We start from the raw sequence: 23,675 nt of genomic DNA on the forward strand, positions 1-23,675 counted from the left end.
TATGAGAATGGATACCTACATTTTGTGATATCCAGTTCATCAAAAATCTAAAAATATAGGTTGACTAATCGTAAGAATAACAAAGATTCTAATCCGCCTATTCCACCTAGTACAGAAAATGGTCGGAAATCTCATCGATATGAGAAGAAAACAGTCTTTGATATTATGGGTGTTGTCTATGAGTATGATGGATTGAGAAGACAAAAGAAAGCTGCATCATTTTTAAAAATGATGCCTATCTATGTTTATTTGGCATGCTCATTTTTAAGGGAAAAAGTATTTCAAGAGTTTTTTTAGTTCATTTGAACGAAAGTTTATTTTGTTTTCGTTCTTAAGTTAATAGGCATGGGACATGTACACAAGCCTCATTTTTATGTTCTTTCTTACTTTTCAAAATAAGCCGCACCAAAGTTTTCATTAAATCTCTTACACCATATAGAAACCGAACCGTATGTGCTTACATCTATCCCTTCAGGAATTTCATAGTTTTGGTCTCCTTTGTTTCCCTTTAACTTTCCTAATTCAATATACTGATGGTTTTTAACATCTTCGTTATTTTTCAAACGATTCGTAGGAACTAATACAACTCGAACATCTGGTCCATTAGAAGTTGAAAAATTTGAAAGTCGTAAAACACGTTTTCCATCCCCTAATTGATGGATCGTTGCCGTTCCAGTTGTTTCATGAACACCGTTTTGAAACTGACCTGTACTTATTACTCGTTCTTCTTGTTGTTTTGTTTTGTTTGATTGTATTTCTGTTTGTGGCAATGCTTCATTCACTTGCTTATCAATAAATAATTTCTCGGGGCGGAACAATGACCATAAAATTCCCCCAACAATTATGGAACCTCCTATAAGCAATACATATTTTCTTTTCATAAAGTAAAAGTCCTCCTGTAGTATACTGTTTAGTGGTATAGTAACAAGAAAGTCTTTCATTTCTATAATATAAATATTACAAAAGTCTTTCAGCGGTCTTATTTTTTTCTGATGTGATGGGAAGAGTAAACCAAAATTCACTTCCCTGTTTTCCATCTGAGCGATCTCTCACACCAATTTCTCCTAACTCTCCATATTTGCTTCTTAACTAAAATCAAATTGATATCGTTTCATAGCATACCGTTAAAAACCTTTTCAAAATTCATCGGTTAAACATAGAAGAAGTAGACACATTATTGTTAACATAAATTAGAGACTGAAATTCGCTTGTTTTTCATTCATATTGGTTAAACTTCTTTAAAGTCACGGCTCTTTTCGTATAGATTGTTGTTTTTTTTGCGATAAAAATAAGACCTCAGATTAAATCCAGGTCTTAGGTATTTATGAACGCTTTCTTCGTATGGCGATATTAATCTTCATCACGACTTCCAAGTACAAGATAGAATCCGAAAATCAGCTTCGCGAATGTAAATATTTACTAGCATTCTATTTTTTGTGTATGTTGGAATTTAGAATATCCTTACATTTTCTAATATTTTGTTTGATTTGCTGATTTTCAAAAAAATAAATCTCTGTACCTGACCAAACAAAAACCCAACACACTATGCTTAAAACTCCTGCAATATAGGCATGATTGCTTGAAAGCTTCAAGTATATCAACCCAACAATAATACCAACCACAAACAAAACAATAGCCTTATTGACATTTCTAGCATATGTATATTCCTCTTCGTTCAAGATGTTAGAAAAAGTGTTACATGTGGCAGTCTTCAGTAACTTTTCGTCAAAATCATTCTGACCTAAAAAAAATATTTCAACTTCTTTTCTTTTGCCACTGCGTAGCTTTGACAAAAGAAAATCTTCAAGGTCAGAGCTTAGGTGAACATCATCTGAGCTATAATATCTTGAAAACGGAGTATCAGTTTCATCTAAATAGATATTTATACTTAATTCATCTTTCATGTTAACCCTCCTTTAACTCCAATGTACTAGTTGAAAGTCAACCTTTTATCAGTATGGTCAAGATAGCAACAATTCTTACGAAAACAGAGAAAGTCAAAGAAAGACTTTTGTAACAATTACGAAAGAAATTTGAAAGGGGTTTAAATTAAGATAAACTTACCGATATTAATTTAAACATGTTGGTAACAGTATATTTAGAAAGTAAGGAACAAAGTCATGAAAGAAAAGATAAAGAGAAGTATAAAAAAAATTTCCCCTGTAGGAATAGCGATGGGAATCTTATTCAGTTTCAACCCAATTACAAAACATAAAGTGAAAGCAGACGTTGATACAAGAGAAACGATTCTTACAACATTTGGAGATACCTATGATACGTTTCTAAAAGAGCCTTTTGTTATTCTTTTATCAGAACAAAGTGCTAAATATGATTATACAGCTAACAATGAAAACCGAGCTTACAAAGCTCCTACTTTTAACAAAGGAGAATTTGGCATTAGTGTGTATGATTATTATAAGAACCAAAACTTTTCTAAAAAAATTAAAGTTTTCTATGAAGATGGGAAAGTTGAATATAAAACGATAAAACATGGTCAACAACTTCTGATTAAGCAAGCTGGTATAATAGTGGACTTAAATCCCGATGCCTCAGATCTATATGAACATGATACGTATTATATTACACAAAAACAATTAGATGCAGGGAATACTGGTATTGCGCTGACAAATTGGCAAACATATTACTTAAAAAGTGACAATAATGGTCAAATGAATGGTCCTTTAGCTCTAAAATATATTAAACAGGAATTTCCAAATATAAAACCAGGTAGTGCTTCTTTTGACCTAATGAAACTTTTTCATGCACTACCAGGAGAGAAGCGAAAACTCGCAACGATAACTTCGAATCCAGTAAAAGCATCTGGAATTTTTAGTTATACCTGTGATGAGCTTGCTGAGATAAAGAAACATAAAGTGAAACTTTAATCAGTGGGGGTTTTCTTCATCCCCCACTGATTATTAGTTGAACGAATCGGGCTTTTACGGACAGTAACACTCCCACCTAACTTCTTTGCTTTCGCTGAATTTTGAGGTGGGAGTGTTACTGTCCGTTAATGCGGGATAAACTCGCCGTCATTACACAACATAAAAATAAAAAAGAAAGTCCCAGGTGAATGAATTCATTAAGAAATTAAACAAAAACATTGTTTTTTGGTAAACAATGTTTTTGTTTAACGTAAAATTTTCTTTTTTTGATATGATAACCTCTAGAAGCTTTACAAGCATTTTTAACGAGTAACGAATCAACAAGCCAATTTTCTGTACGTTAAGGAAATCGGCTTGTTCTTTGTCTAGAGCTACTTAATGCTTTGATCTCGACGCTTTGTTATATAAGGGTTCCCATCGCCATCAACCTAAGGTTTTGATTTATCCCCATAACGACAATTTTATGCATCGTTGACACAAAATGCTTATTTTAAGTTGTTCACGATGACTTTCTTTAATGTGTTAATTAATTTAAAAACAATTAAGAAAACCACTACTATAGCTAAGAGTGGTTCTTATATATCAAACTTAATTAATTGGTATATATTTCTTGAAGCCCTTACTTATAGTTCCATCATAACCATTTTTAGCAAAGAATTTATGTGCTTCTATTCTAGTTGTACTACTTAATAAGATAATTCTTGTGGATCCTCTTGCAATTGATATTTGCTCTACATGCTTTAGTAACTTTTCACCTATCCCATTACCTCGAAAATCTTCATTTACAATCACATACTCTAGAACAGTATATGGTCTAAATTGGTATCCTGGATCAAGACAAAAAGTCATAAATATACTTCCTTTAACTTTACAATCTTCCTCATAAACAAATAAGAAATTATTAGAATCATTCCTTATCTGCTCAATTCTTTCTGGTAAAACCTTAATGTTTTTACTATGCGGTGCTAATTTTTTATATAAATTTTCAATTACATTACTGTCTTTTGGTTCAGCTTCACGAATCATATAATTACCTACCTTTTGTATTAACATATCAATATTTCGATTCATCTTAACATTCTGATTATATTATATCCTAAAACAAGATCTTTTTGGTATAATTTGGACAAGGAGAGGATAAAAATGAAGAGGATAGGAATAATTGGAGCTTGGCAACCTGAACTCAATTATTTACACGAAGAATACCCGAGTAGAAAAGTTCGTAAAATTGCCGCATGAGAATTCTATCATCATAATATTAACAATTTAGAGATTATATCCGTTATAAGTGGTGTTGGAAAAACAAACTGTTCTAGTTGTACACAATTACTTATATCAGAGTTTCATCCTGACGAAATATATATGACAGGAATTTGTGGAAGTTTGTCAGATAGCATCAAGGGTGGAGAAATTGTCATTGCAAGACAAATGCTCCAACATGATGTTACGAATGCTGGAAAAGGCGATGATGTGTGGGACCTATATACTGGTAGAACATCTATTATTGATGGCAATAATTCTATGATAGTTACGTTTTTATTTACAGCTGAAATATAGTCTTCTAGTTGTTGCTTTTGAATTTATACTCCTAATTGTTCTTATTAAAAAAATTCACATTATGTATTTAAAATTTTCTGTTTCCAAAATCTTAACTGGTATAGGAATTTTTTTTGTTCCAAAAGGTACAGCTTTTGGTACGGTATAAACTAAGATAAAAAGAGTGTTCCTAAATATCAAAGTCCAAATTTTGGAACGATTTTGCAGTCGTATCAAGGTTTCTCTGTATCACTAAATCTATGAACACATAAAAAAGGAAGAGAATTTTTATAATTCTCTTCCTTTTTTATGTGTTGTGATCCGTTCAAAAACATAATGTATCTATATTTATAGAAAATACATAACAACTATAGAAAAATCTACATTCTATCTATTCACACACGTACCGCCGTACCGCTTACGGCCACCATTAACATTCCATCACGAACGACTTCGTAGTCTACATCAATACCAACAATTGCATTTGCACCTTTTTGCTTCGCAAGAACTTTCATTTCTTCCATTGCAATATCACGTGCTTCTTTCAGTTTACTTTCATATGCACCAGAACGGCCACCAACAACGTCACGAACAGAAGCAAATAGATCTCGTACGATATTTGCACCCATAATTGCTTCACCGTTTACAATGTCAATATACTCAATGATTTCTTTTCCTTGAATGGCAGAAGTTGTTGTTACAATCATTACTAGCACTCTCCTATAATATCTAAAATTTTATTATTTCTTATACTTTTATTATCACATTGAAATAGTAAATAAACTATCTAATTACCTTACATAAAAATTACACTTTTGTAAGATTTCATAAGTGAAAAAAATGAAAGTAAGTTTTATATGGTAGTTTAAATTGGTGAATTTATTTAAAAATTAACAGTTCATTGAGAATATAGGAATCTAAAATTTTTTAATTACACGAATAATGACATAGAATACATATTCTATGTCATTATATAAGGGGGATTCAAAAGATGAAATTATACCGTACATTGCTTATACTTGTTACTTCGTACTAAAATAAAATCACTTTCGATATATTTATCTTATTATACATATCTTTCAATTTACTTTCATAAATGTTACAAAAGTCTTTCAAAGGTCTGACGTATTTGCAGATGAAACTAACAAACAAGAAAGGAAACCCGCATGTTCATTAGCTTTATAGTTTATCTTTTTTAATTAAATATATAAATTATTTATATGCAATATTACATATCGAAGTGTATTGATAAGATTGCAAGCGCTTACTATAATGAGAGTATAAAGATTCATAATATCTTAATATTAAAAAGGAGGAAATGATTATGGCGATCGCAACAGCAGTTTTAACATTCTTAGGTGGATTACTTCCATTAGTAACAACACTTATAAAAGCATTCATGTAATATAATTCTTTGCACTTATTTTTAAAAATCATCATACAAATGATCTGTATATCAAGGATGAATTGATGTGCAGATCATTTGTGTGAGCAAACTTTAAACAAGAAAAAGAATCCCATAATCATAAGGGATTCTTTTTCTTTATGTGTAATTACGACTTTAACATGTTTCGACCGATAATGTTTATTATGTAAAATAACTTAATAATCTATCAAAAGAATTGATCTCGGCATATGGTTTTATTTCGGTATCATTCTTGATCATATGAGGATTGAACCATATGCCCTTTATATTTGCATTTTAACAACCACCAATATCCTTTTCTATGTCATCTCCAACGAATAATGCGTCTTCCCGTTGCACATTAAGCTTATTTAATGCTAATTCAAATATGCGTTTGTCAGGTTTACTAAATCCCACTTCTTCAGACGACCTTTAAACTTACCTTCCTTTTTAGCCAATTCAATCCCTTCACGTTGCCGCATACGAATAAGATCTCTTTATAATTGGTTAACACCAGCCATTATCGTAATTAAAAATTGGCTGTATGGGTTATCTTCTGATAAATCAAGCCATGTATCTTTTAGGGATTTTAAACTAGCCTTTTTTCTCCTTATGTAATCAATTAATTCAAATAAGTCTTGGGTACTCCAAGTTATCCTAGTTAAGTCTGTAACATAAATAATGTCGCCTTCCTGTAAATCATCTAACATTTTTTGGAGTTGCTCACGATCCTTTGTAACCCCAGAAACTTTTTCTTCGTAAATAATATCCATTCCGACTTCATTTAATTGTTGAATTTGCCTCGAAGGATTTTGGCTAGTTGAACTGACACGTATATAACCGATTTTTCGCAAAGTAACACCTCATTTTTGATACAAGTCTTATGAGACACTCCTAACTATGATTTAACCAGTACGCTACACTTATCTCAATAGAGTACACTATATTGATACACGCCTTTCAAACCCTTAATATGACTAGGTTTGTTTCGTTATCGTTGTAAATCCGCATAATCCTGACGCTACCCCATTTATGAAATCTTACAAGATTGTCATATTTATGTAAGGTTATTAGATAGTTCATTTACTATTTCAATGTGATAATAAATGTATAAGAAATACATAAAATCACTTATTTTAATATCAAATAGTTCTTACATGTGGAGGTTTTAAAATGAAAAAATATATTTTACCTTTAATACCATTTATCCTAGGGATAGGATCTCTAGTTAGTTATAATACTATCGGATCTAAAGTTGCATCGGATGGTACTCTTGTAGAACCATTCTATTTACTACCAATGGGTTATGCATTTTTAGCTATCAGTATAATTAGTCTTTTTGTGAGTAAAATGAAAAAAGTTAACGAGTAGATAAAAAAAGATCCTTAATAAGGCTATTTTTTTATGTTTCCCTCTTGTTTTTGGTATGTTCGGCTTGTTTTGAAAGTAAACTTTTAAATATTAGTTTACTTTCAATTAAATGAAAAGAAGACTGAACTAGATCACTTCTCTAGTTCAGTCTTCTTTTTCTTATATAAACTATTAAATCAATAATCCAAGAATTAATAATAACCACTGTAAAAATAACTAAAATAGCAACAATGTTTTGATTTGAAGATATGTATGGTATAAGTGGACCACGTACCACCCCAAAAATTATAAGAGCAAAAACTAAGGACCAAATAAATTTCAGCATTAATTCATCCCCTTTTCTAATAAATATAGCACAAATAAATTAGAAAATACTGTAAAATGAGCGAATTAAACTTTTATTATTAGTTTACTTTCAATACACTTGTTAACTAAATAATTATCTTCAGCAAAATAAGTTAATTTTTTCTATCCCTCGTGAATTTCTTTAATGCTTTTTCCTTCTAAAAATGCATGTCCCGTTTTAATTTTTTCTACTGTTTCAAATCCATACTTTTCATACACTTTTTCTACTGTTTCGTTAATTGGGATCACCCAAAGATTATCTAGTCCTCTATTCATTACTTCACTTTGAATAAAGTGAATGAGTTCACCTATTAATCCTTTACCTCTAAACTTTTCAATTGTAGCTACACTTTCCATTCTAGCCTGTTTTTCATGTTCAAAAATACAAGCGATGGAACATGCTACTCCATTATAACGAAGTAGATAGTGAGTGAATGCTGGATGGTGAAATTCCTCTTGAAAAGCTTTTTTTCTAACTTCGCCTCCTCCAAACTCTTTTATATTACATTCAATATCTAAAGCTTCTTCAAAATTTAATTCAGATACCTTTTCAATAGTAACTTTTTCATTTTTATCTTTTTTAGTTAATTTCTTATTCCATAATTGGATTGGACTTATTAATTCTTCAAACCCAAAATTCTTTATTTGTAATTCAGAAATCAGTTTTTCTTGCATATCTAAATTGTATATATAAAATCTAGGTATTATATTTTTAGTCTTATAGAAATGGACTACTTCATCTACTATCATTTGTGGATTTAAACTTACTACACTTACATGTGCATGATTTGCATCATAATAACATGGGTTATTTTCATTACAAAATATAGAACCCCATGATTTCTCTATTCGGCTAGTAAAGGTTTCAAGATATGCAAAATCAAGCTCAAGAACATTTTTCAAACTAGTCATACGATATTCCCTCTTCTCTATTTTTTCTTCAATATCTTCTGTACTTTATTATACATTTAAATATTTTAATTTTCAGTTTTTCGGTCAAAATATATCTCATACCCTTCAAAAAAATATTTTCAATAAAAATGAAGGTAAACTTTTTAATATTAGTTTACTTTCAAAACATTGATTTCATTAGCCTTATCCGAATTTAGCTATTTTTAGCAAAATCACTAACAAAAGTATACATTCGAAACACTTTAAATAAAGAGGTTAAAACATCCATAAACAAAAAAACTAGATCCATACTAGTTTTTTACATAAGTCAAGTTATCGGTAGTAAACGAAATATTATAATGCTCCTGTTACTTTCAATATTCCAAACCCTTAGCATGGTTTTTTCCGAAATACTGGCAGTACACAAATTAGGCTCGGCTTTTCGGTAACCAAATCTCAATAAAATAAGCTCTTTGTTCAGTACATAGACATAACATGTAAAAAGGCAAGCCAACTGTTATAAAGGAGTGAGACGAATTAGTATGATAAGCCCATACTTTAATAACGCACGACAAATCGCTATCACCTTACATTCTGGAGAAGTGACAGAACAGGCAATTCACCAAACGATGGCACAAAATCCCTTCTTTACACATGTTATACATCATCATGTTGTACATCATGTCATACATCCAACTGATTTCTCAACAATTCCGTTTGGTTCAACATACTATTTCTGAGGAAAGCCATCTGCTTTCCTTTTTTTTAGACAAACAAACTGTATATCCTATATATGTGTTAACATAACCCCACTTACCGATAGCAAACCAGAAAAAAACGGAATCTACATAGATGCCGTTTTTTCTGGTAACTTCTTCGTGCATTGATATAAAGCAATTGCTCCTAAAATAACAAGTATACCTTCAGGAGCATCTAATAACACAGTTTTCCATGTTCCTGAAATTACCAACTCATTACCTGTAGAAGATTTATAATATCCCTCTATATAGCCAATAGTAAATTGAATTATAGATAAAAAGATAAATAAACCTAAACCAATTCGAATCCCTTTTTTATTTGTAAACATATTTATCCCTCACTAATAACTTTATATCTTTATATCTTTATATTTAATTATTATAATAATAATTAAATTTTCTGTCAATACATCGGGAGTAAAAGGAACTTTTAAATATCCCCTTATTTCTTTTTGGTTATTTTTTGTCCGTAAAGGTACAACATAAGGTGTACCCTTTATATATCAAGGGATAAAGAAAGAGCATCTAATCCTAATAGATCAGATGCTCAAACACGGATAATATATCCGTCAAGTTCCTAACACACTATATTACTTAGTAATAATTTACTTGTTATGGGCTTGTAAATCATTTTTTATTACATCCCAAAGTGGATTATCTTGACGTATTGGTTTCCCCTCTTCATCCCATTTTATTTTTCCTGTTCCTAATTCATAATTCATTCCTGTCCAAGTATCTTCACGGAATGCATAGAATGATTTGTGCCACCCCTTCTGATTGAATATAGAAATTAAGTCTTGCATGTATTGAGGTGCTCCAGGAACGGTACGGTTAATTCCAAATTCCTCAGCAATGATCCGATTAGATGGTACATGATTCTTCTTAGACCAATTTTGAACAGGCTGTAAGAATTTATTTAATCCATCTTTATCCCACATCATAGGTTTTTCTAAATCTCCTACTTTTACAATTCCAGGATATTGATACTCTTTATTTTGATTTTCACGTTGACTTGTTAATTGATATGGCTCATACATATGAAATGCATACAATGTCTTCTTATCTTTAACTGGTTTAAGATATTTAAAAGCCCAAGGTGTGGCATATAGGCCTAAGTCTAAAATAATCGGTGTTTCTTTATCTACTTCACGAATTGAAGTAACAACTTTTTGATAAAATTTATTTAAATCTGCTGGGGTCCCCTTCACTTTTGAATACCATTTCTCATAATCTTCCGTCCAAAAATCATTATATCTATTTTTCTTAGATGTTTCTGGGTGTGGCTCATTTATAATATTGTAACCAACCACAGCAGGATGATCCTTTAATTCAAGAGCAAGGTCCTTCCAAAATTGGCTTGCTTGTTCTTGATATTTCTCTTCCTCCCAGATTCTATCATCATTCTGATTATTATTAAATTGGCGCCAACGGTCACCAGGTAATGAAAGCATTGTAAGTACAACTTTAATCCCTTGTGATTGTGCAGCATCTAAATCTGTTTTTAATTTTGCTACGTCCTCTTTCACTAATCCTTGATAGTTATCTGCATTACCGATAAGAAAATCTTTTCCTGATGTATCTGGCTTGTCTTCAAATGAGAAATCTTTATCTTTTGCCCATTTATCAGGTGCTAAACGAACATATTCAATATGAGCTTCCTTTGCACTTTTGTAGTTTTCAGGTAATGAAGTGCTATTCATAAAATTAGTACCTGTTCTTTTAGAATTCCAAAAATCCATTTTGGAATCTGCACATTTGTATGTCTCAGCTTTCACATTCATTTCTTGCATCCCTAAACTTAGTATGCCCATTAATGCAACTATCGGTATGATTTTTTTCATAACTTCTCCCTCTTTCCATGTTAGTTACCTATATAAAATAAATCACTTATGTTACAGAAAAGTGACAATTTCAAAAAAACATATTTTATTGATCTATAGAACTCTTTTAGGAATTTGAAAAAACATAAAATTCTTTCCTTTACTTACCCATATCTTATATTTTGTGTAACTGCCTCGAACTCTAAATACCTTGGTAGTCTTAAGTTTATAAACATTTTATTTTGAGTTACACAACATATAAAAGATTGTTAACTACACTATTTGGCGTACCATCACATAGCCATCAAGCTAATATTTTAAAGTGTCACCAAAACGAAAAAAGAAAATTGTACGTTTAGACACAATTTGAACATAAATTAACTAGTTCCCTGTCGGCTTAGTGACAAAGTTCTTGCTGTAGAACGCAAAGTAAAAAACACAGAAGTATTCACATCTGTGTTTTTTCAAGTTTCGGATGATTAATCGTTCTATATAAAGAATATTAAGGGATTCCAGTTCCTTCAACTATTTCTTTAATGTAGGATTTCTGACTATCATACATAGGTAATGCAATTGAGAGCCTATCTTTTTCTAAATTTGGTCTGCTTGTATTTTACTATTTTTTTCATTTTTCTACTTACTTTTAAACCTTCGCCATACCCCTTATACAATAAAAAGCATTGAAACCATTCATGGCCTTTACAACAGAACCACCCAGCCTATCTAAAGTTGATAAAGCTTATCTATTATCTTTTCGATTTCACCTTATGATTCTAAGCAAGGAAGAGGAACCTTCATTTTTTTATTCCGTTTTATGAACATCGGAACTAAAATCCCTCATTTCTTTATTTTATCTGCATTTCATCTGCATCTGTGTCCACTAAACTACATAATTGTAAGATGTATTTATGAAAATAGACTCATAAAAAAGAGGGATCCACGAATGAAAATAAACAAAAGTCGATCATATATTCGGAATGTTTTTTTGGATCGCGACCATCGATCCTTGAATAAACTTCAAGATAAAAAAAAATCCCCAACAAAATTTCGGGATTTTATGCAAAAGGATACAAGTATAGCATTATTGTTCCTTCTGCCAAGTGCAATTGGTTTTTCAATTTTTTATCTGATTCCATTTGTAATGGGAATGATCTATTCGTTAATGGATGGCACAACTGATGGTTCTTTTGTTGGTTTGGCCAATTATAAAGAACTGCTAGGCAGTGCTTCTTTTCTCAAAGCAGCAACGAATACGTTTTGGTTTACCGCAGTGAGTGTACCGCTCATCATCATTATCTCCTTATTACTGGCACTTTGTTTGAATCAAAATGTATATATTCAAAATTGGTTACGAAGCGCGTTTGTATTACCACTTGTCTTTCCTGTTGCTTCCATTGTCATGCTCTGGCAAATTTTATTCGATTGGAACGGTACGTTTAACGTATGGATGCACAATATGGGGTTTGAACGAATTGATTGGATGAAATCAAATTGGGCAATTATTGTCTTATCAATTGTATATCTATGGAAAAATATCGGATACAACATTATTTTATTTTTAGCAGCTTTACAAAATATCCCCAAAGAGTATTACGAAACTGCAGAAATTGAAGGTGCAGGTCGTATGCATACATTTTTAAATATTACACTCATTTATTTAACACCAACAATGTTCTTTGTCATATTAATGTCGATTATCAATTCGTTTAAAGTCTTTCGAGAAGCATACTTGATTGCTGGAAGTATACCACATGACAGTATGTACATGATGCAGCATTATATGAACAATATGTTCGGGTCGCTTGAGATTCAAAAGTTGGCAGCGGCTGCCACGTTGATGGTGGCGGTTATTTCTATCCTTGTATCCGTATTGTTTGCAATAGAACGTCGTTTTCGAAAGTTTATGAATTAGGTGGGAAAAGCAGATGAAAAAAGAAAATGTATTTCGCAAATGGATGTTAACGCTATTTTTGACGATATTAGCAGTCATGATGCTATTTCCAATCGTATTTACCTTGACGAATTCATTCATGACTGAGCATGAGATTGGATATAATTATGATTCTATTGGAGAAGTGAAAAAGGATACACCTTTCATTAATTTAAAATTAATCCCAGATTTAGTGTCATTTGAACAGTATGGAACAGTATTAGTGAAAAATCCGACATTCTTAAAAATGTTTTGGAATTCAGTATTCATGGTTGTACCAATAATAGTAGGTCAAGTAATCGTTGCATCGTTTGCAGCCTATGTCTTTGCTAAGATTCAATTTCGAGGAAGAGACAAGTTGTTTATCGTTTATCTTTTGACGATGCTCATGCCATTCCAAGTTACGCTCGTACCAAATTATATCATGGCGGATAAACTTGGAATTTTGAACAGTATAGCGTCTATTATTCTTCCAGGAATCTTTGGGGCATTCGGTGTATTTATGCTCCGGCAGTTCATGTTGCATATCCCGGATGCGTATATAGAGGCAGCTAAGATGGATGGAGCTGGCCATATTACAATCTTTTTTAAGATTATTCTTCCTCTTATTCGTCCTGGAATTGCTGCTCTTATTGTTTTATTATTTGCGGATTATTGGAATATGATCGAACAGCCGCTTATTTTTCTGAATGATGAATCCAAACATCCATTATCGCTCTATTTATCAAAAATTAACAAAGAGGCACGTGGGGTTGGGTTTTCTGCTTCTATTCTGTATATGACCCCAATGATACTTTTATTTTTATATGCGCAGTCCTATTTTATTAAGGGAATTCAGTTATCAGGTGTGAAGGAATAATAAAGAATTACAATATAAACATTCCTTCGGAAAGATTTTAGGAGGGAACACAATGGAGTATAGAACGGAACAGGACGTTACAAGGAAAAAACGAAATATTAAAATCATTTCCAGTGTATTTATAGGACTTTTAATTATCCTTACACTCTTTAGCAATACGTTAGCGAATTGGAATTTGCCAAAGGTTATTACAGAGAAGCCAAAAAATAGTGAGCTTAAACAAACGTTTACAGGTAATGGCGAATTACAGCCACAAGAAGAAGCAAAGTTAAGTAATAGTAGCATAGAGGCGAAAGTGAAGGAGGTGCATGTAAAAGAAGGAGACCGTGTCAAAAAAAATCAATTATTAGTGACATACGATAGTAAAAAGAGTGAACAAGTGATTCTTGATGAAGAAGCAACTCTTCAAATTCAAAAGTTAGCACTGAATGACGCTCAAGCAAATTATAATGAAGCAAAAAAAAATCAACAAGAAAACAAATCAAATGATCAACCAAATAATCAGCAAGAAAACAAATCAAATAATCAACAGGAGAATCAACAAGAAAATCAACAAGAAAACAAATCAAATAGTCAACCAAATGGTGGGATAAGTGAGACAAGTTTACAGAGTCTCAAAACAGCTGTGGAGAGCAAAAAAATTGAGATTAGTACGCAAGAAAGAAAAATTAAAAGTTTAAAAGAAGAATTAGAAATGAGCAAGAAGCTGATCGCTCCTTTCGATGGAGTTGTTACAAAAATAAATGCAAAGAAGGAGCAGCTTTCTACGAGAGATGAAGGTGATGTAATTCTCTCTGATGAGAGTAAAGGCTTTAAAGTTGAATTACAAGTACCTGCTGATTTAGCCACGCACTTGAAGGTTGGAGAAAAGATAGAGATGAAAAGAAATGCTAAATCTTTAGAAGGTGAGCTTGTAGAGATTCGAAATATAGAAAGTAATGAAAATCAGAGACCGGAAGAACAAGGTAAACAGCAAGATGAACAAAAAGGTGAACCAAAAGATGAACAGCAATTTGAACAAACATCAGCAACTCCACAACCACAGAAACGTATTCTTGTAAAAGTACAAGGAGAAGAACTGAAAAAAGGGGAGCAGGTAGAAGCTACACTGACTAAACAATTGACTAAAGGCGTGGTTATACCAAATAAGGTGATTAAGAAGGAAGGACAGAGAACATTTGTCTATACAATAGAAGAAAAAAAAGGACCTTTAGGTAATGCCTTTTATATAGAAGAATCTCCTATTACTGTTGGTGAATCCAATGGACAAGAAACAGTCGTGTTAGAAGGAGTATATGAGAAAGATCAAATTGTTTTACAAACCAGTGAACCTTTGAAAAAAGGAGAACGAGTAAAGATAAAATAACAAAAATAAGGAGAGAATTTAAAATGAAAAAGGTTTGTATGATGCTAGTAGCAAGTCTATCAATCAGCTTCGTGGCAGGTTGCGGAAATAGTGATAGCAAAGGTGAAAGAAAAACAAAAGATGGAAAAACGATAGTCGAATTGTCGACTTTAGGTGATACTAGTTCCCTAAAACAGGCAGAGAAACTATATGAACAGAAGAATCCTAAAATTGACATCCAGATAAAAGGTGCTTTTCCGGAAGATGGATCAAAGACAGAAGCATCAAAGACAGACGAGACCTCTGCTGAGAAAATCATTAGTAAGGTGAATACAGAATTTTTATCGGGTAAAGGATCCGATGTGATTGTACTAGACGGTTTGCCTGCGGACAAGTATGGGAAGAAAGGCTTGCTTACAGATCTGAGTAAAATGATGGAACAGGATAAATCTTTTGATAAAAATCAATATTTTAATAAAGTTTTAGATAATTCGAAAACAGGTGAAAAACTTTATGGTATTCCATTATCTTTTTGGCTAAGTGGACTGCTTGGGGACGATACAGCGATACAACAATCTGGAGTAAAAGTGAATGACAAAGAGTGGACTTGGAGTGAGTTCACAAGCGTCGGAAAAGAATTAGCAAGCAAAGGAACACATAAAAATGTTATTGGAAATACTCCTCCAGAACAAATGCTGCAATTTCTGGTGCAAGATCATTACGCTGAGTTAGTAGATAAAGCAAGTGGAAAAGCAAAGTTCCAGTCTGATTTATTTGTACAGATGCTGGAAGACGTAAAGAAGATGTATGACGAGAAAATAGCCACTGCAGATGAAGTGAATTTAGGAGAAGCATATTTTGTCCGTCTACCAATGATTATGTCGATAGAAGACTATTTCAGTACGGGAGCTTCATTGGGTATAACAGGGACGAAAATATATCAGAAACCACATATAGCCGGACAAAAAAAGGGAGTTGCTTTTACACCGCACACAACAGTAGGTATAAATGCGAAATCCCCGGTTAAAAAGGAAGCATGGAATTTTCTTAAGTTTTTAATGTCTGATGAGGTTCAAAGTAAAGGGAATGGATTTCCAATTAATAAAGCTGTATATGAACAACAAATCAAAACACTGAAGGAAAAAGGAAAACTTGAGGGTCCAACTGGTTCTATTAACGTTACTGAGAGTGATATACAAGGGTTAGAGAAAATGGTTGCTGAAATAAGCGTCCAGAGCCCACAAAGTACTAAAATTGAATCCATTATTGCTGAGGAGTCTAAGTCTTATTTTAGTGGTCAAAAATCAGCTAAAGATGTAGCAGCACTGATTCAAAATCGAGTGACGACATATATAAACGAATAAGTTGTATTTATTTCATGACAGGTAGTAGCAATTAAAGAAAAAATAAAAATAACTAGCAAAGCGAGGAATGGAATTGAAGAAGAATAAAATGATTATGATGTTATGTAGTAGCATATTGATGACTGGTATGGTGGCATGTAGTAACAAAGGTGATGAGAGACCGGAAAAATCGGTTGCTCAAAATAACAGTGCCGAAAAAATGGAATCAACTTCTAAAGAAGCATCTGTTGAGGAAACCAAACTCTCTATAGAAAATACACTTTCAAAAGAAGATCAAGAAATTGTCGACGGATTGTTTAACTCCGTCCCTGAGATAAAAAATTATTATCAAAAAGACAAAGAATACACAGTTTCATTAACAGCAGAAGTTACAAAACCAAATCCAAATTCAACGGATAACAAGGAGAAAGAACATTATAAAGTGCATTTTAAAGGAAAGGTATTAGGCGGTTGGGAGTTTTATGTGAAACCAGATAATAAAGAGGTTTTATTTAAAGGAATATTTGTAGGAAATAAGGGCTTTTATACTCTTGAAGAGTTCAAAAAAGAAGCAAATGAAATAGATGATCACTATGAAAAATTGAAAGAGAAAGTTCCTGAATTTAGAAAAAATGTGAAAACAACTGTAGCAAAAAAACTTCAAAATAAAGTAGCAAAAAAACAAGAAATTAGTGATGAAGAAATCCTAGCGTATCTAGATGAGGTTGCGGAACCTGAGTTTACAATATGGAACCAAGCTATAGGGCAAAAAAAAGGACTAGAGATAAAAAAAGAAGTAATCAAACCAGATTCAAGTGCAAAAGATCCACTGAAAAGGGATTTTTATCAAGTTAAAATCCTAAACGAAACTTTCCTTATTAAACCTACCTTTGAAGAAAAGGACATATATTTGGCTCTAGATCAACCTATTGAGAAGTCGGGGGAAGAAGTGAATTCAGTACAAGTTTCTCGTTTTATAACATTTTCTATGGACATGATCTCTCAGGATGCAGCTAACAAAAAATAAATGTAACTATTCAGCTACTAAATAAGACGACATACCCAATAAACCATGTCAGGGGCCATTGCTTCATAAAAGCCCACGATAAATAAGAGAAACTGCACAAAATTGGACGGCAGTTTCTCTTATTCTACTTTTTGAGCCCAAGGAGTTTTTTCCAGTTCCCTATACTTGTTTCATGGCTTGAGATACAGACTGGTCCTCTAAATCTATCCAATAGGGTTTCTAAAGTAATATTGTTCGTTCGGATAGGTGAGAAAAAGCTTGTGAGGTTCAACAAGAATACGTAAATTTTGAATTCATACTACATCTTTAAAAGTTAAAGGAAAACAAAAATGATAAAAACATATATAGCTTTTTATTACAGGAGGTAAAAACATGACAGAGGTAGTATTAAAAAACATTTATAAAATATATGACAATAACGTGCCAGCGGTGGAGAATTTTAATCTTCATATTCAAGATAAAGAATTTATAGTTTTTGTTGGTCCTTCTGGATGTGGTAAGTCGACCACTTTACGTATGATTGCCGGATTAGAGGATATTTCACAAGGAGATTTATACATTGATGAAAAATATGTGAATGACATACCACCAAAGGATCGGGACATCGCAATGGTATTCCAAAATTATGCCCTCTATCCTCATATGACCGTGTATGATAATATGGCATTTGGTTTAAAAATTCGTAAGTTACCAAAAGATGAAATTGAGCGTCGTGTTCAAAACGCAGCAAGAATTCTTGGATTAGAAGAACTTTTAAAACGGAAGCCAAACGCATTATCCGGTGGCCAAAGACAGCGTGTTGCTTTAGGGCGTGCCATTGTACGTGATGCAAAAGTATTTTTAATGGATGAGCCATTGTCAAATCTAGATGCAAAACTACGTGTTACCATGCGCTCTGAAATCTTTAAACTACATCATCGCTTACAAACAACAACCATTTATGTTACACATGACCAAACAGAGGCAATGACAATGGCAACGCGCCTTGTGGTTATGAAAGATGGACGGATACAACAGGTTGGTACACCAAAAGAAGTCTATGAATATCCTGAAAACGTATTTGTTGGTGGCTTTATTGGTTCACCAGCCATGAATTTCTTTACGGGAAAAGTGGAAAATGGAAATTTTATTTTAGGTCATATCAAACTGAGTATTCCAGAAAAAAAATTAGAAGCACTACGTGAACAAGGTTATGAAAATAAAAACATAATTCTTGGCATTCGTCCGGAACATATCTATGATAATCCAAGTATGCTAGAAACATTGCCTGATTATATTATAAATATAAAAATTGAAGTTGCAGAATTGCTTGGAGCCGAATCGATGATCTATGCTACGTTACACAATCAATCCTTTATTGCACGTTTAGATACACGTAATGATTATCAAACAGGAGAGGCTATGCAACTTGTATTTGATATGGGCAAAGTACATTTCTTTGATAACGAAACACAACTACGTATTAAATAAAATTGTATCTTTTTGCAACAGAACGCACCATATTATTTCGGGAATTTTGTACGTTTAGATACAAATCAACCTATTCTCTTTACGTTAAAGAAAAGGTAAAGATACTATCAAAATAAATGAAAAAAAGTGTAGAACCTCCGTTCTACACTTTTTTCTGTAAATAGAAATAAAACAACACGCCATCAACTGTATTGTATACTCCATACTCAGCTCCATGAAGTTCTAAAATATTTTTTGAAATGGCAAGTCCAAGACCTGTTCCACCTTGTAAGCGTTGACGAGCTGTATCAACTCGGTAAAACGATCCCAAATCTTATCTAATTGATCTTCTTCAATATGGGCCCCTTTATTTTCGATACAAAATTTTATGCGACTTGGCTCATCTATTGTAGAAATAATAATATCCTCTTTTTCTGGCGTATAACGAATAGCATTCGTGATAAAGTTTGTGATTACTTGTTCCATACGACGATGATTTGCAATGACTTCAATTGTAGAAAGATGTGTGTGAATATTTAATTGCTTTTTTGTTATCTCCAAAGATAATTGTTCACAGATATGCTGAATGGCTTGGTCAATATAAAAAACATCCATCTGCATTTTATACGTACCAGATTCAAATTTTGCTAATTCAAGCATATCTACAATCAACAGATCCATCTTATCTACTTCTTTTTCCATTGCCTTAAAGTAATACTCCTTCTTATGACTTGCAACACCATCTTTTAAAATAGAAATACAACTCTTCATAATACTTAGAGGTGTCTTTAACTCATGCGATACCCTTGAAATAAACTCTTTTCTTGTATTTTCTAATTTTTTTTCTTTCTCTATGTCTAGTTGCAATTGCTCAATATGTGAATGCAATGTATTTGAAAGTAAATTAATATTTTGAGATAAATCACCAATTTCATCTTTTGACATGACTGGAACCCTTTCCGAGAAATCTAAGTTTGCAATTTTCTTGGTTGTCTTATTTATTTGTAATAAGGGCCTTGCAATCTTTTTTGAATAGTAAAAAGAAGCTAGAAAAATAAGAAGCAGCACAAACATAATAATATAGACATAATACTCTTGTATCATTTGTACAGCTTCATCAACTGGCTGCAACGAAGTCATTGAAAAAATGTATATTATTGCACCGCTCTTATCCTTTATCGGTTTGATTATTAACTTATATTTAATATCATTCTGCTCATAATCGATTTCTTGTAAGGAATCATAGTTAGTAGTCTTTTCATTTAGCAATAAGTCTGCCTGAAACTCTTGTATCCTTTCCATAAATAAGTTATTTGTATAAACAAAATTCGATTGTTCATTCCCACCCGAAAGTTGAACCTTTGTAATTTTCCCGTCTAGATATTTTACAGGCGTTTCTTTTTCATATTTTCTTTTATAATCAATGTCCTCTTTTTCAGACAAGTCTTTAGTTGTATATTTATTTTTAAGTTTTTCTCCAAGTTCATTTATTTTTTTATCTAATGTCGTATTTACCAAATTTGGAGTTGCTGTTTTGAAGAATACCAAATAAGGAATGAATGTAGCATTTTTTTCTATACCGCTCACAGTAACTGTTTCTCCTAAAGGGAATATTTCATTTGAAATATTCCTCGCATGATCGTCCGCAACCTTGAAATTATACAGTGGTATGGTAATTGTAGAATTAGCGAATTGAGTTTCTTTATTTTTAGACTGATCTAATTTTACTTCTATATAAAAATCATTTACATTCTTTAAATTCCCATTACTATCTAATGTTGTAATCCATGTATTATGTTCTCGGTAAAAATCTTGTTCTAACTTTTGAATGGCTTGTGAATTTCCTCCTCTATTTAAATAATCTGTTTCAAAAGATTTCATGTTTGTTTTGATATCATCCACTTTTTTATTGGCATAAAATTGTTTAAAGAATATGGTTTGTCCAACAAAAATAGTTGCCAAGATCAACATACATAACGCTGTTGTTAACATAAATAATTTTAATACAATCCCTCTTTTCATACTGTATCCTCCAATTTACAAACTGCTCGAACAATGATTATAACACTCTTGGATTTAATTCGTTAGAATTTAAGTGGTGGGTAGTTCACTGTCTTTCCCATCTATTGCTTCCGACACTTCATATCCTGAATCTAATTAAAATGACTACTCTGCACACAAAAAGCCAAATTGCTCTTGATTATCAAGAATTTGGCTTTTTTGGGGGGAGAATTATAAAAAACTTTCACAAAATACGACGTTTTTTACAATCGTTTTATTTTTTAATTTCTTTAACTTTAATATTTGCTTGTTTATAAAATGCTAATTTGTTCTGATTATACTCATTCGTGTATTTATTAAATCTATCCTGATCTGAATGAATTTGTTCATAAGACTGATTGATCGTTTTTACTTTCTCAGTAATTGATTTAAGTTTTTCATCTTTTGCTTGTAGCATTTTGTACAGTTCTTGTTCTAATTGTAATGATTTTTTATAACTATCATGTAATTTTTTGAAAGAGTCAGCACGATTTCTATACAGATCTTGAACTTTTTCAGCCTGTTCTTGTAATTTTTTATCTTCTAATTTCTTTATATATTTATCAACAGACTTCACTTCATGTTGTGCATTTTCTAAGGTGTTTTTCTCTTTCTCTAATACCTTTTCACGATCATGTATGTTTGTTACAGCTTGATCTAACTTTTCTTTTACTACTTGATTATTCTCTTTTCCTTCAAGTGTAATTTGAGTATATAATTCTTGTCCTTGTTTTTCTAATGTTGCTAACTTTTTTGTATCTTCAAACATTGTCTTTTCTTGTTTTGTAGCACTTTCAAATGCCACATATAATTTTTCTTCTGGTTTTTGTCCTGAACAGCCTGACAACAAGGTTACTGATAAGGCTATTATAAGTGCTAGGTTTCTATATATCAACTGCAATTCCTCCTACTTAGATGCGATTATCCTTCCAAAAATTTAATGGGAAATGAGAGGCTTCATCATATACTTCAAATTCATAACCTTTACTACGAAGATCATCAATAATTCTTTGCAACGCCTGCACTGTCTGTGATTTTTCATGCATTAAAATGATTTCGCGATTTTCACTGACCTGAGAAATCGTTTTTTGAACAACAGCATCTGGATTTCCTGTGAACTGCCAATCTAAAGAATCTATGGTCCAATCCCACTCTTTCATGCCGACACTTACCATTTTATCCCGTAATTCCTGTTTAAGTCCGGGCATACTCCCATATGGACAACGAACAAGATTTGGATGAATTCCAGTTACTTCTTTCATGATACCTTGCGCTTGTTGCATCTCTTCAACAAATTCGCCTTGGGTATATAGCTTTTTAAAATTGTGTGTCATACTATGAACACCTGGATAGTGCCCTTCATTTACCAAGCGTTTTACACTTTCTTTATGAGCTGGGATATTTCCACCAATCATAAAAAAAGTTCCTTTTATATTATTACTCTTTAAAATATCTAAGATTTCTTTTTGAAATTGACTTGGTCCATCATCAAATGTTAAATATGCTACTTTGCGAACCTGACCATTGTATTGATCTGGTGCTGTTTTTTTCATTTCTCCTTTTGTTTGCTCACTTGCCAGTTGAACAGCATTTTCTTGGTTCATTACTCCTTTTGCAGGTGATGTAAAGAATTGAAACATAAAAATCCCTAGTGTGATACAAGCAACTATAGATATAATCACCGTTATTTTTAGTCCTTTTGTAAACATTCTAGTATGTCCTTTCTAGTAACCTTTAGTTTTAGATTTTCTACTAAATAATTGTATCTATTAAAAATAAAATTTTTGATAGATACTGAATTTTATTTTTGCTTTATTTGTCTAATTTAATTAGACTACTATTTTTTAAAATACTCTATAACACCACTAACAATTCCAGAGGCTACATCTTCTTGGAATTGTTGTGAATTCATTCGTTCCTCATCTTCTGGATTTGTAATATAACCTAGCTCAAGTAAAATTGATGGTTGTTGATTTTCCCGTAATACATAGTAATCGCCCGATTTCACGCCTCTATCTTTTGATTGTATATGTTTGAATAAATGTTCATGTATCGTTTCCGCTAATGTTTGTTCTTTTAATCCTTTATAATAGTAGGTTGTTACTCCTTTTACATCATTAGTTGTGAAACCATCATAATGGACACTAAGAAAGAGATCTGCGGATTTATTGTGAGCAATAGCTACGCGATTTTTTAGTGGTACAAACGTATCATCTTCACGCGTTAAAATTACAGTCATTCCTTTTCCCTCGAGCTTTTGTTGAATGTTTTTAGCTGTCTTGAGAGTTATATCTTTTTCTTTTGTTCCTTTTGGTCCAATAGATCCAGGATCATTTCCTCCATGTCCTGGATCTATGACGATAACTTTTTTCGATAATGTATCTTCATACATTGTTCCTTTTACTCTTGGACTGAATAAAAAATAGACCGATGTAATACATATAAAAATCAGTATAGGAAATATAATCATTTTTTTGTTCATAAAAAAATCCCCTTTGGATCAACTTGCTTTTGATAATATGTTTACAATTTAATAGATTTTTTTAAAATAAAAATAATATCGTGAGCGTTACAAAACTCTTACAAATATAAATGCAGACGGTAAATTGATAAAATCCCTCCTTCTTGAACCGTCTATAATGGCTACAGACCACAAATCAGAATTAAGCAA

At 32.1% G+C, this 23,675-nt stretch carries 20 protein-coding genes and 4 pseudogenes; 10 read left to right on the top strand and 14 right to left on the bottom strand.

Annotated features, from left to right (window positions below; genetic code table 11):
* Positions 1-383: 383 nt before the first annotated feature.
* Together JDS96_RS21845 and JDS96_RS21850 are read right to left on the bottom strand one after the other, a co-directional pair.
* Entirely contained in the window at positions 384-881 is a 498-nt protein-coding gene (locus JDS96_RS21845) for a DM13 domain-containing protein (RefSeq protein ID WP_003202815.1), read from the bottom strand.
* 546 nt (positions 882-1,427) lie between these two features.
* Positions 1,428-1,904 carry a hypothetical protein gene (locus tag JDS96_RS21850; protein ID WP_199668019.1) on the bottom strand — a complete coding sequence of 159 codons (477 nt, stop codon included), beginning with the start codon at positions 1,902-1,904 and terminating at the stop codon, positions 1,428-1,430.
* A gap of 216 nt (positions 1,905-2,120) precedes the next feature.
* Here JDS96_RS21850 and JDS96_RS21855 point away from each other — a divergent pair, with 216 nt between their 5' ends.
* Positions 2,121-2,885 carry a hypothetical protein gene (locus JDS96_RS21855; RefSeq protein WP_199668020.1) on the top strand — a complete coding sequence of 255 codons (765 nt, stop codon included), beginning with the start codon at positions 2,121-2,123 and terminating at the stop codon, positions 2,883-2,885.
* A 588-nt stretch (positions 2,886-3,473) separates the two neighbouring features.
* Here the strand turns inward: JDS96_RS21855 and JDS96_RS21860 are convergent.
* On the bottom strand, positions 3,474-3,911 hold the full coding sequence (locus JDS96_RS21860) for a GNAT family N-acetyltransferase (protein WP_033796678.1): 438 nt from the start codon (positions 3,909-3,911) through the stop codon (positions 3,474-3,476).
* A gap of 117 nt (positions 3,912-4,028) precedes the next feature.
* On the opposite strand from JDS96_RS21860, the pseudogene JDS96_RS21865 reads away from it, so the two are divergent.
* A pseudogene (locus JDS96_RS21865) lies at positions 4,029-4,412 on the top strand (phosphorylase family protein); the annotation flags it as partial.
* A gap of 404 nt (positions 4,413-4,816) precedes the next feature.
* On the opposite strand, the gene JDS96_RS21870 reads toward JDS96_RS21865, so the two are convergent.
* The 3 genes and pseudogenes from JDS96_RS21870 to JDS96_RS21880 form a co-directional block, all read right to left on the bottom strand.
* Complete coding sequence (locus JDS96_RS21870) at positions 4,817-5,128, bottom strand: heavy metal-binding domain-containing protein (protein WP_199668021.1); 312 nt, start codon at positions 5,126-5,128, stop codon at positions 4,817-4,819.
* Between the two features lie 881 nt (positions 5,129-6,009).
* Positions 6,010-6,252: pseudogene (locus tag JDS96_RS21875) on the bottom strand (HAD family hydrolase); the annotation flags it as partial.
* Positions 6,240-6,680, bottom strand: a pseudogene (locus JDS96_RS21880) (recombinase family protein); the annotation flags it as partial. The pseudogenes JDS96_RS21875 and JDS96_RS21880, both read right to left, overlap by 13 nt.
* 319 nt (positions 6,681-6,999) lie before the next feature.
* Between JDS96_RS21880 and JDS96_RS21885 the strand changes: the two are divergent.
* Entirely contained in the window at positions 7,000-7,197 is a 198-nt protein-coding gene (locus tag JDS96_RS21885) for a DUF3955 domain-containing protein (protein WP_098337684.1), read from the top strand.
* Between the two features lie 139 nt (positions 7,198-7,336).
* Here the strand turns inward: JDS96_RS21885 and JDS96_RS21890 are convergent, their stop codons facing one another.
* Together JDS96_RS21890 and JDS96_RS21895 are read right to left on the bottom strand one after the other, a co-directional pair.
* Complete coding sequence (locus JDS96_RS21890) at positions 7,337-7,522, bottom strand: hypothetical protein (RefSeq protein WP_199668023.1); 186 nt, start codon at positions 7,520-7,522, stop codon at positions 7,337-7,339.
* 143 nt (positions 7,523-7,665) lie between these two features.
* Positions 7,666-8,454, bottom strand: a complete 789-nt coding sequence (locus JDS96_RS21895) for a GNAT family N-acetyltransferase (protein WP_199668024.1) — start codon at positions 8,452-8,454, stop codon at positions 7,666-7,668.
* Positions 8,455-8,975: 521 nt separating this feature from the next.
* On the opposite strand from JDS96_RS21895, the gene JDS96_RS21900 reads away from it, so the two are divergent.
* Positions 8,976-9,173 (top strand): hypothetical protein, encoded by a 198-nt coding sequence (locus tag JDS96_RS21900; RefSeq protein ID WP_018766974.1) that lies wholly within the window; start codon positions 8,976-8,978, stop codon positions 9,171-9,173.
* Positions 9,174-9,277: 104 nt separating this feature from the next.
* Here JDS96_RS21900 and JDS96_RS21905 read toward each other — a convergent pair whose 3' ends face one another.
* Positions 9,278-9,520 (bottom strand): DUF3937 family protein, encoded by a 243-nt coding sequence (locus JDS96_RS21905; protein ID WP_018783147.1) that lies wholly within the window; start codon positions 9,518-9,520, stop codon positions 9,278-9,280.
* A gap of 276 nt (positions 9,521-9,796) precedes the next feature.
* Positions 9,797-11,032 (bottom strand): glycoside hydrolase family 5 protein, encoded by a 1,236-nt coding sequence (locus JDS96_RS21910; protein WP_199668025.1) that lies wholly within the window; start codon positions 11,030-11,032, stop codon positions 9,797-9,799.
* Between the two features lie 922 nt (positions 11,033-11,954).
* Here JDS96_RS21910 and JDS96_RS21915 point away from each other — a divergent pair.
* From JDS96_RS21915 to JDS96_RS21940, 6 genes are all read left to right on the top strand, one after another.
* A complete protein-coding gene (locus JDS96_RS21915; RefSeq protein ID WP_199668026.1) occupies positions 11,955-12,923 on the top strand; it encodes a carbohydrate ABC transporter permease in 969 nt (322 codons plus the stop codon).
* A gap of 13 nt (positions 12,924-12,936) precedes the next feature.
* On the top strand, positions 12,937-13,800 hold the full coding sequence (locus tag JDS96_RS21920) for a carbohydrate ABC transporter permease (protein WP_199668027.1): 864 nt from the start codon (positions 12,937-12,939) through the stop codon (positions 13,798-13,800).
* A gap of 52 nt (positions 13,801-13,852) precedes the next feature.
* Positions 13,853-15,166 (top strand): efflux RND transporter periplasmic adaptor subunit, encoded by a 1,314-nt coding sequence (locus JDS96_RS21925; RefSeq protein ID WP_199668028.1) that lies wholly within the window; start codon positions 13,853-13,855, stop codon positions 15,164-15,166.
* Positions 15,167-15,189: 23 nt separating this feature from the next.
* The gene (locus tag JDS96_RS21930; protein ID WP_199668029.1) at positions 15,190-16,509 is read left to right on the top strand and encodes an ABC transporter substrate-binding protein; all 1,320 of its coding nucleotides are present in this window, start codon (positions 15,190-15,192) and stop codon (positions 16,507-16,509) included.
* An 88-nt stretch (positions 16,510-16,597) separates the two neighbouring features.
* Complete coding sequence (locus JDS96_RS21935) at positions 16,598-17,515, top strand: hypothetical protein (RefSeq protein ID WP_199668042.1); 918 nt, start codon at positions 16,598-16,600, stop codon at positions 17,513-17,515.
* 372 nt (positions 17,516-17,887) lie between these two features.
* On the top strand, positions 17,888-18,985 hold the full coding sequence (locus tag JDS96_RS21940) for an ABC transporter ATP-binding protein (protein ID WP_199668030.1): 1,098 nt from the start codon (positions 17,888-17,890) through the stop codon (positions 18,983-18,985).
* A 142-nt stretch (positions 18,986-19,127) separates the two neighbouring features.
* Here JDS96_RS21940 and JDS96_RS21945 read toward each other — a convergent pair.
* From JDS96_RS21945 to JDS96_RS21960, 4 genes and pseudogenes are all read right to left on the bottom strand, one after another.
* Positions 19,128-20,986, bottom strand: a pseudogene (locus JDS96_RS21945) (sensor histidine kinase).
* A gap of 253 nt (positions 20,987-21,239) precedes the next feature.
* A complete protein-coding gene (locus JDS96_RS21950) occupies positions 21,240-21,899 on the bottom strand; it encodes a YkyA family protein (protein WP_199668031.1) in 660 nt (219 codons plus the stop codon).
* 16 nt (positions 21,900-21,915) lie between these two features.
* Entirely contained in the window at positions 21,916-22,713 is a 798-nt protein-coding gene (locus JDS96_RS21955; RefSeq protein WP_199668032.1) for a peptidoglycan-N-acetylglucosamine deacetylase, read from the bottom strand.
* 128 nt (positions 22,714-22,841) lie between these two features.
* Positions 22,842-23,486: an N-acetylmuramoyl-L-alanine amidase family protein gene (locus tag JDS96_RS21960; protein ID WP_199668033.1), complete on the bottom strand. Its 645-nt coding sequence runs from the start codon at positions 23,484-23,486 to the stop codon at positions 22,842-22,844.
* Positions 23,487-23,675 lie beyond the last annotated feature (189 nt).

Origin of the sequence: Bacillus cereus group sp. N21 (assembly GCF_016483395.1) — a bacterium.
Lineage (GTDB): Bacteria > Bacillota > Bacilli > Bacillales > Bacillaceae_G > Bacillus_A > Bacillus_A pseudomycoides.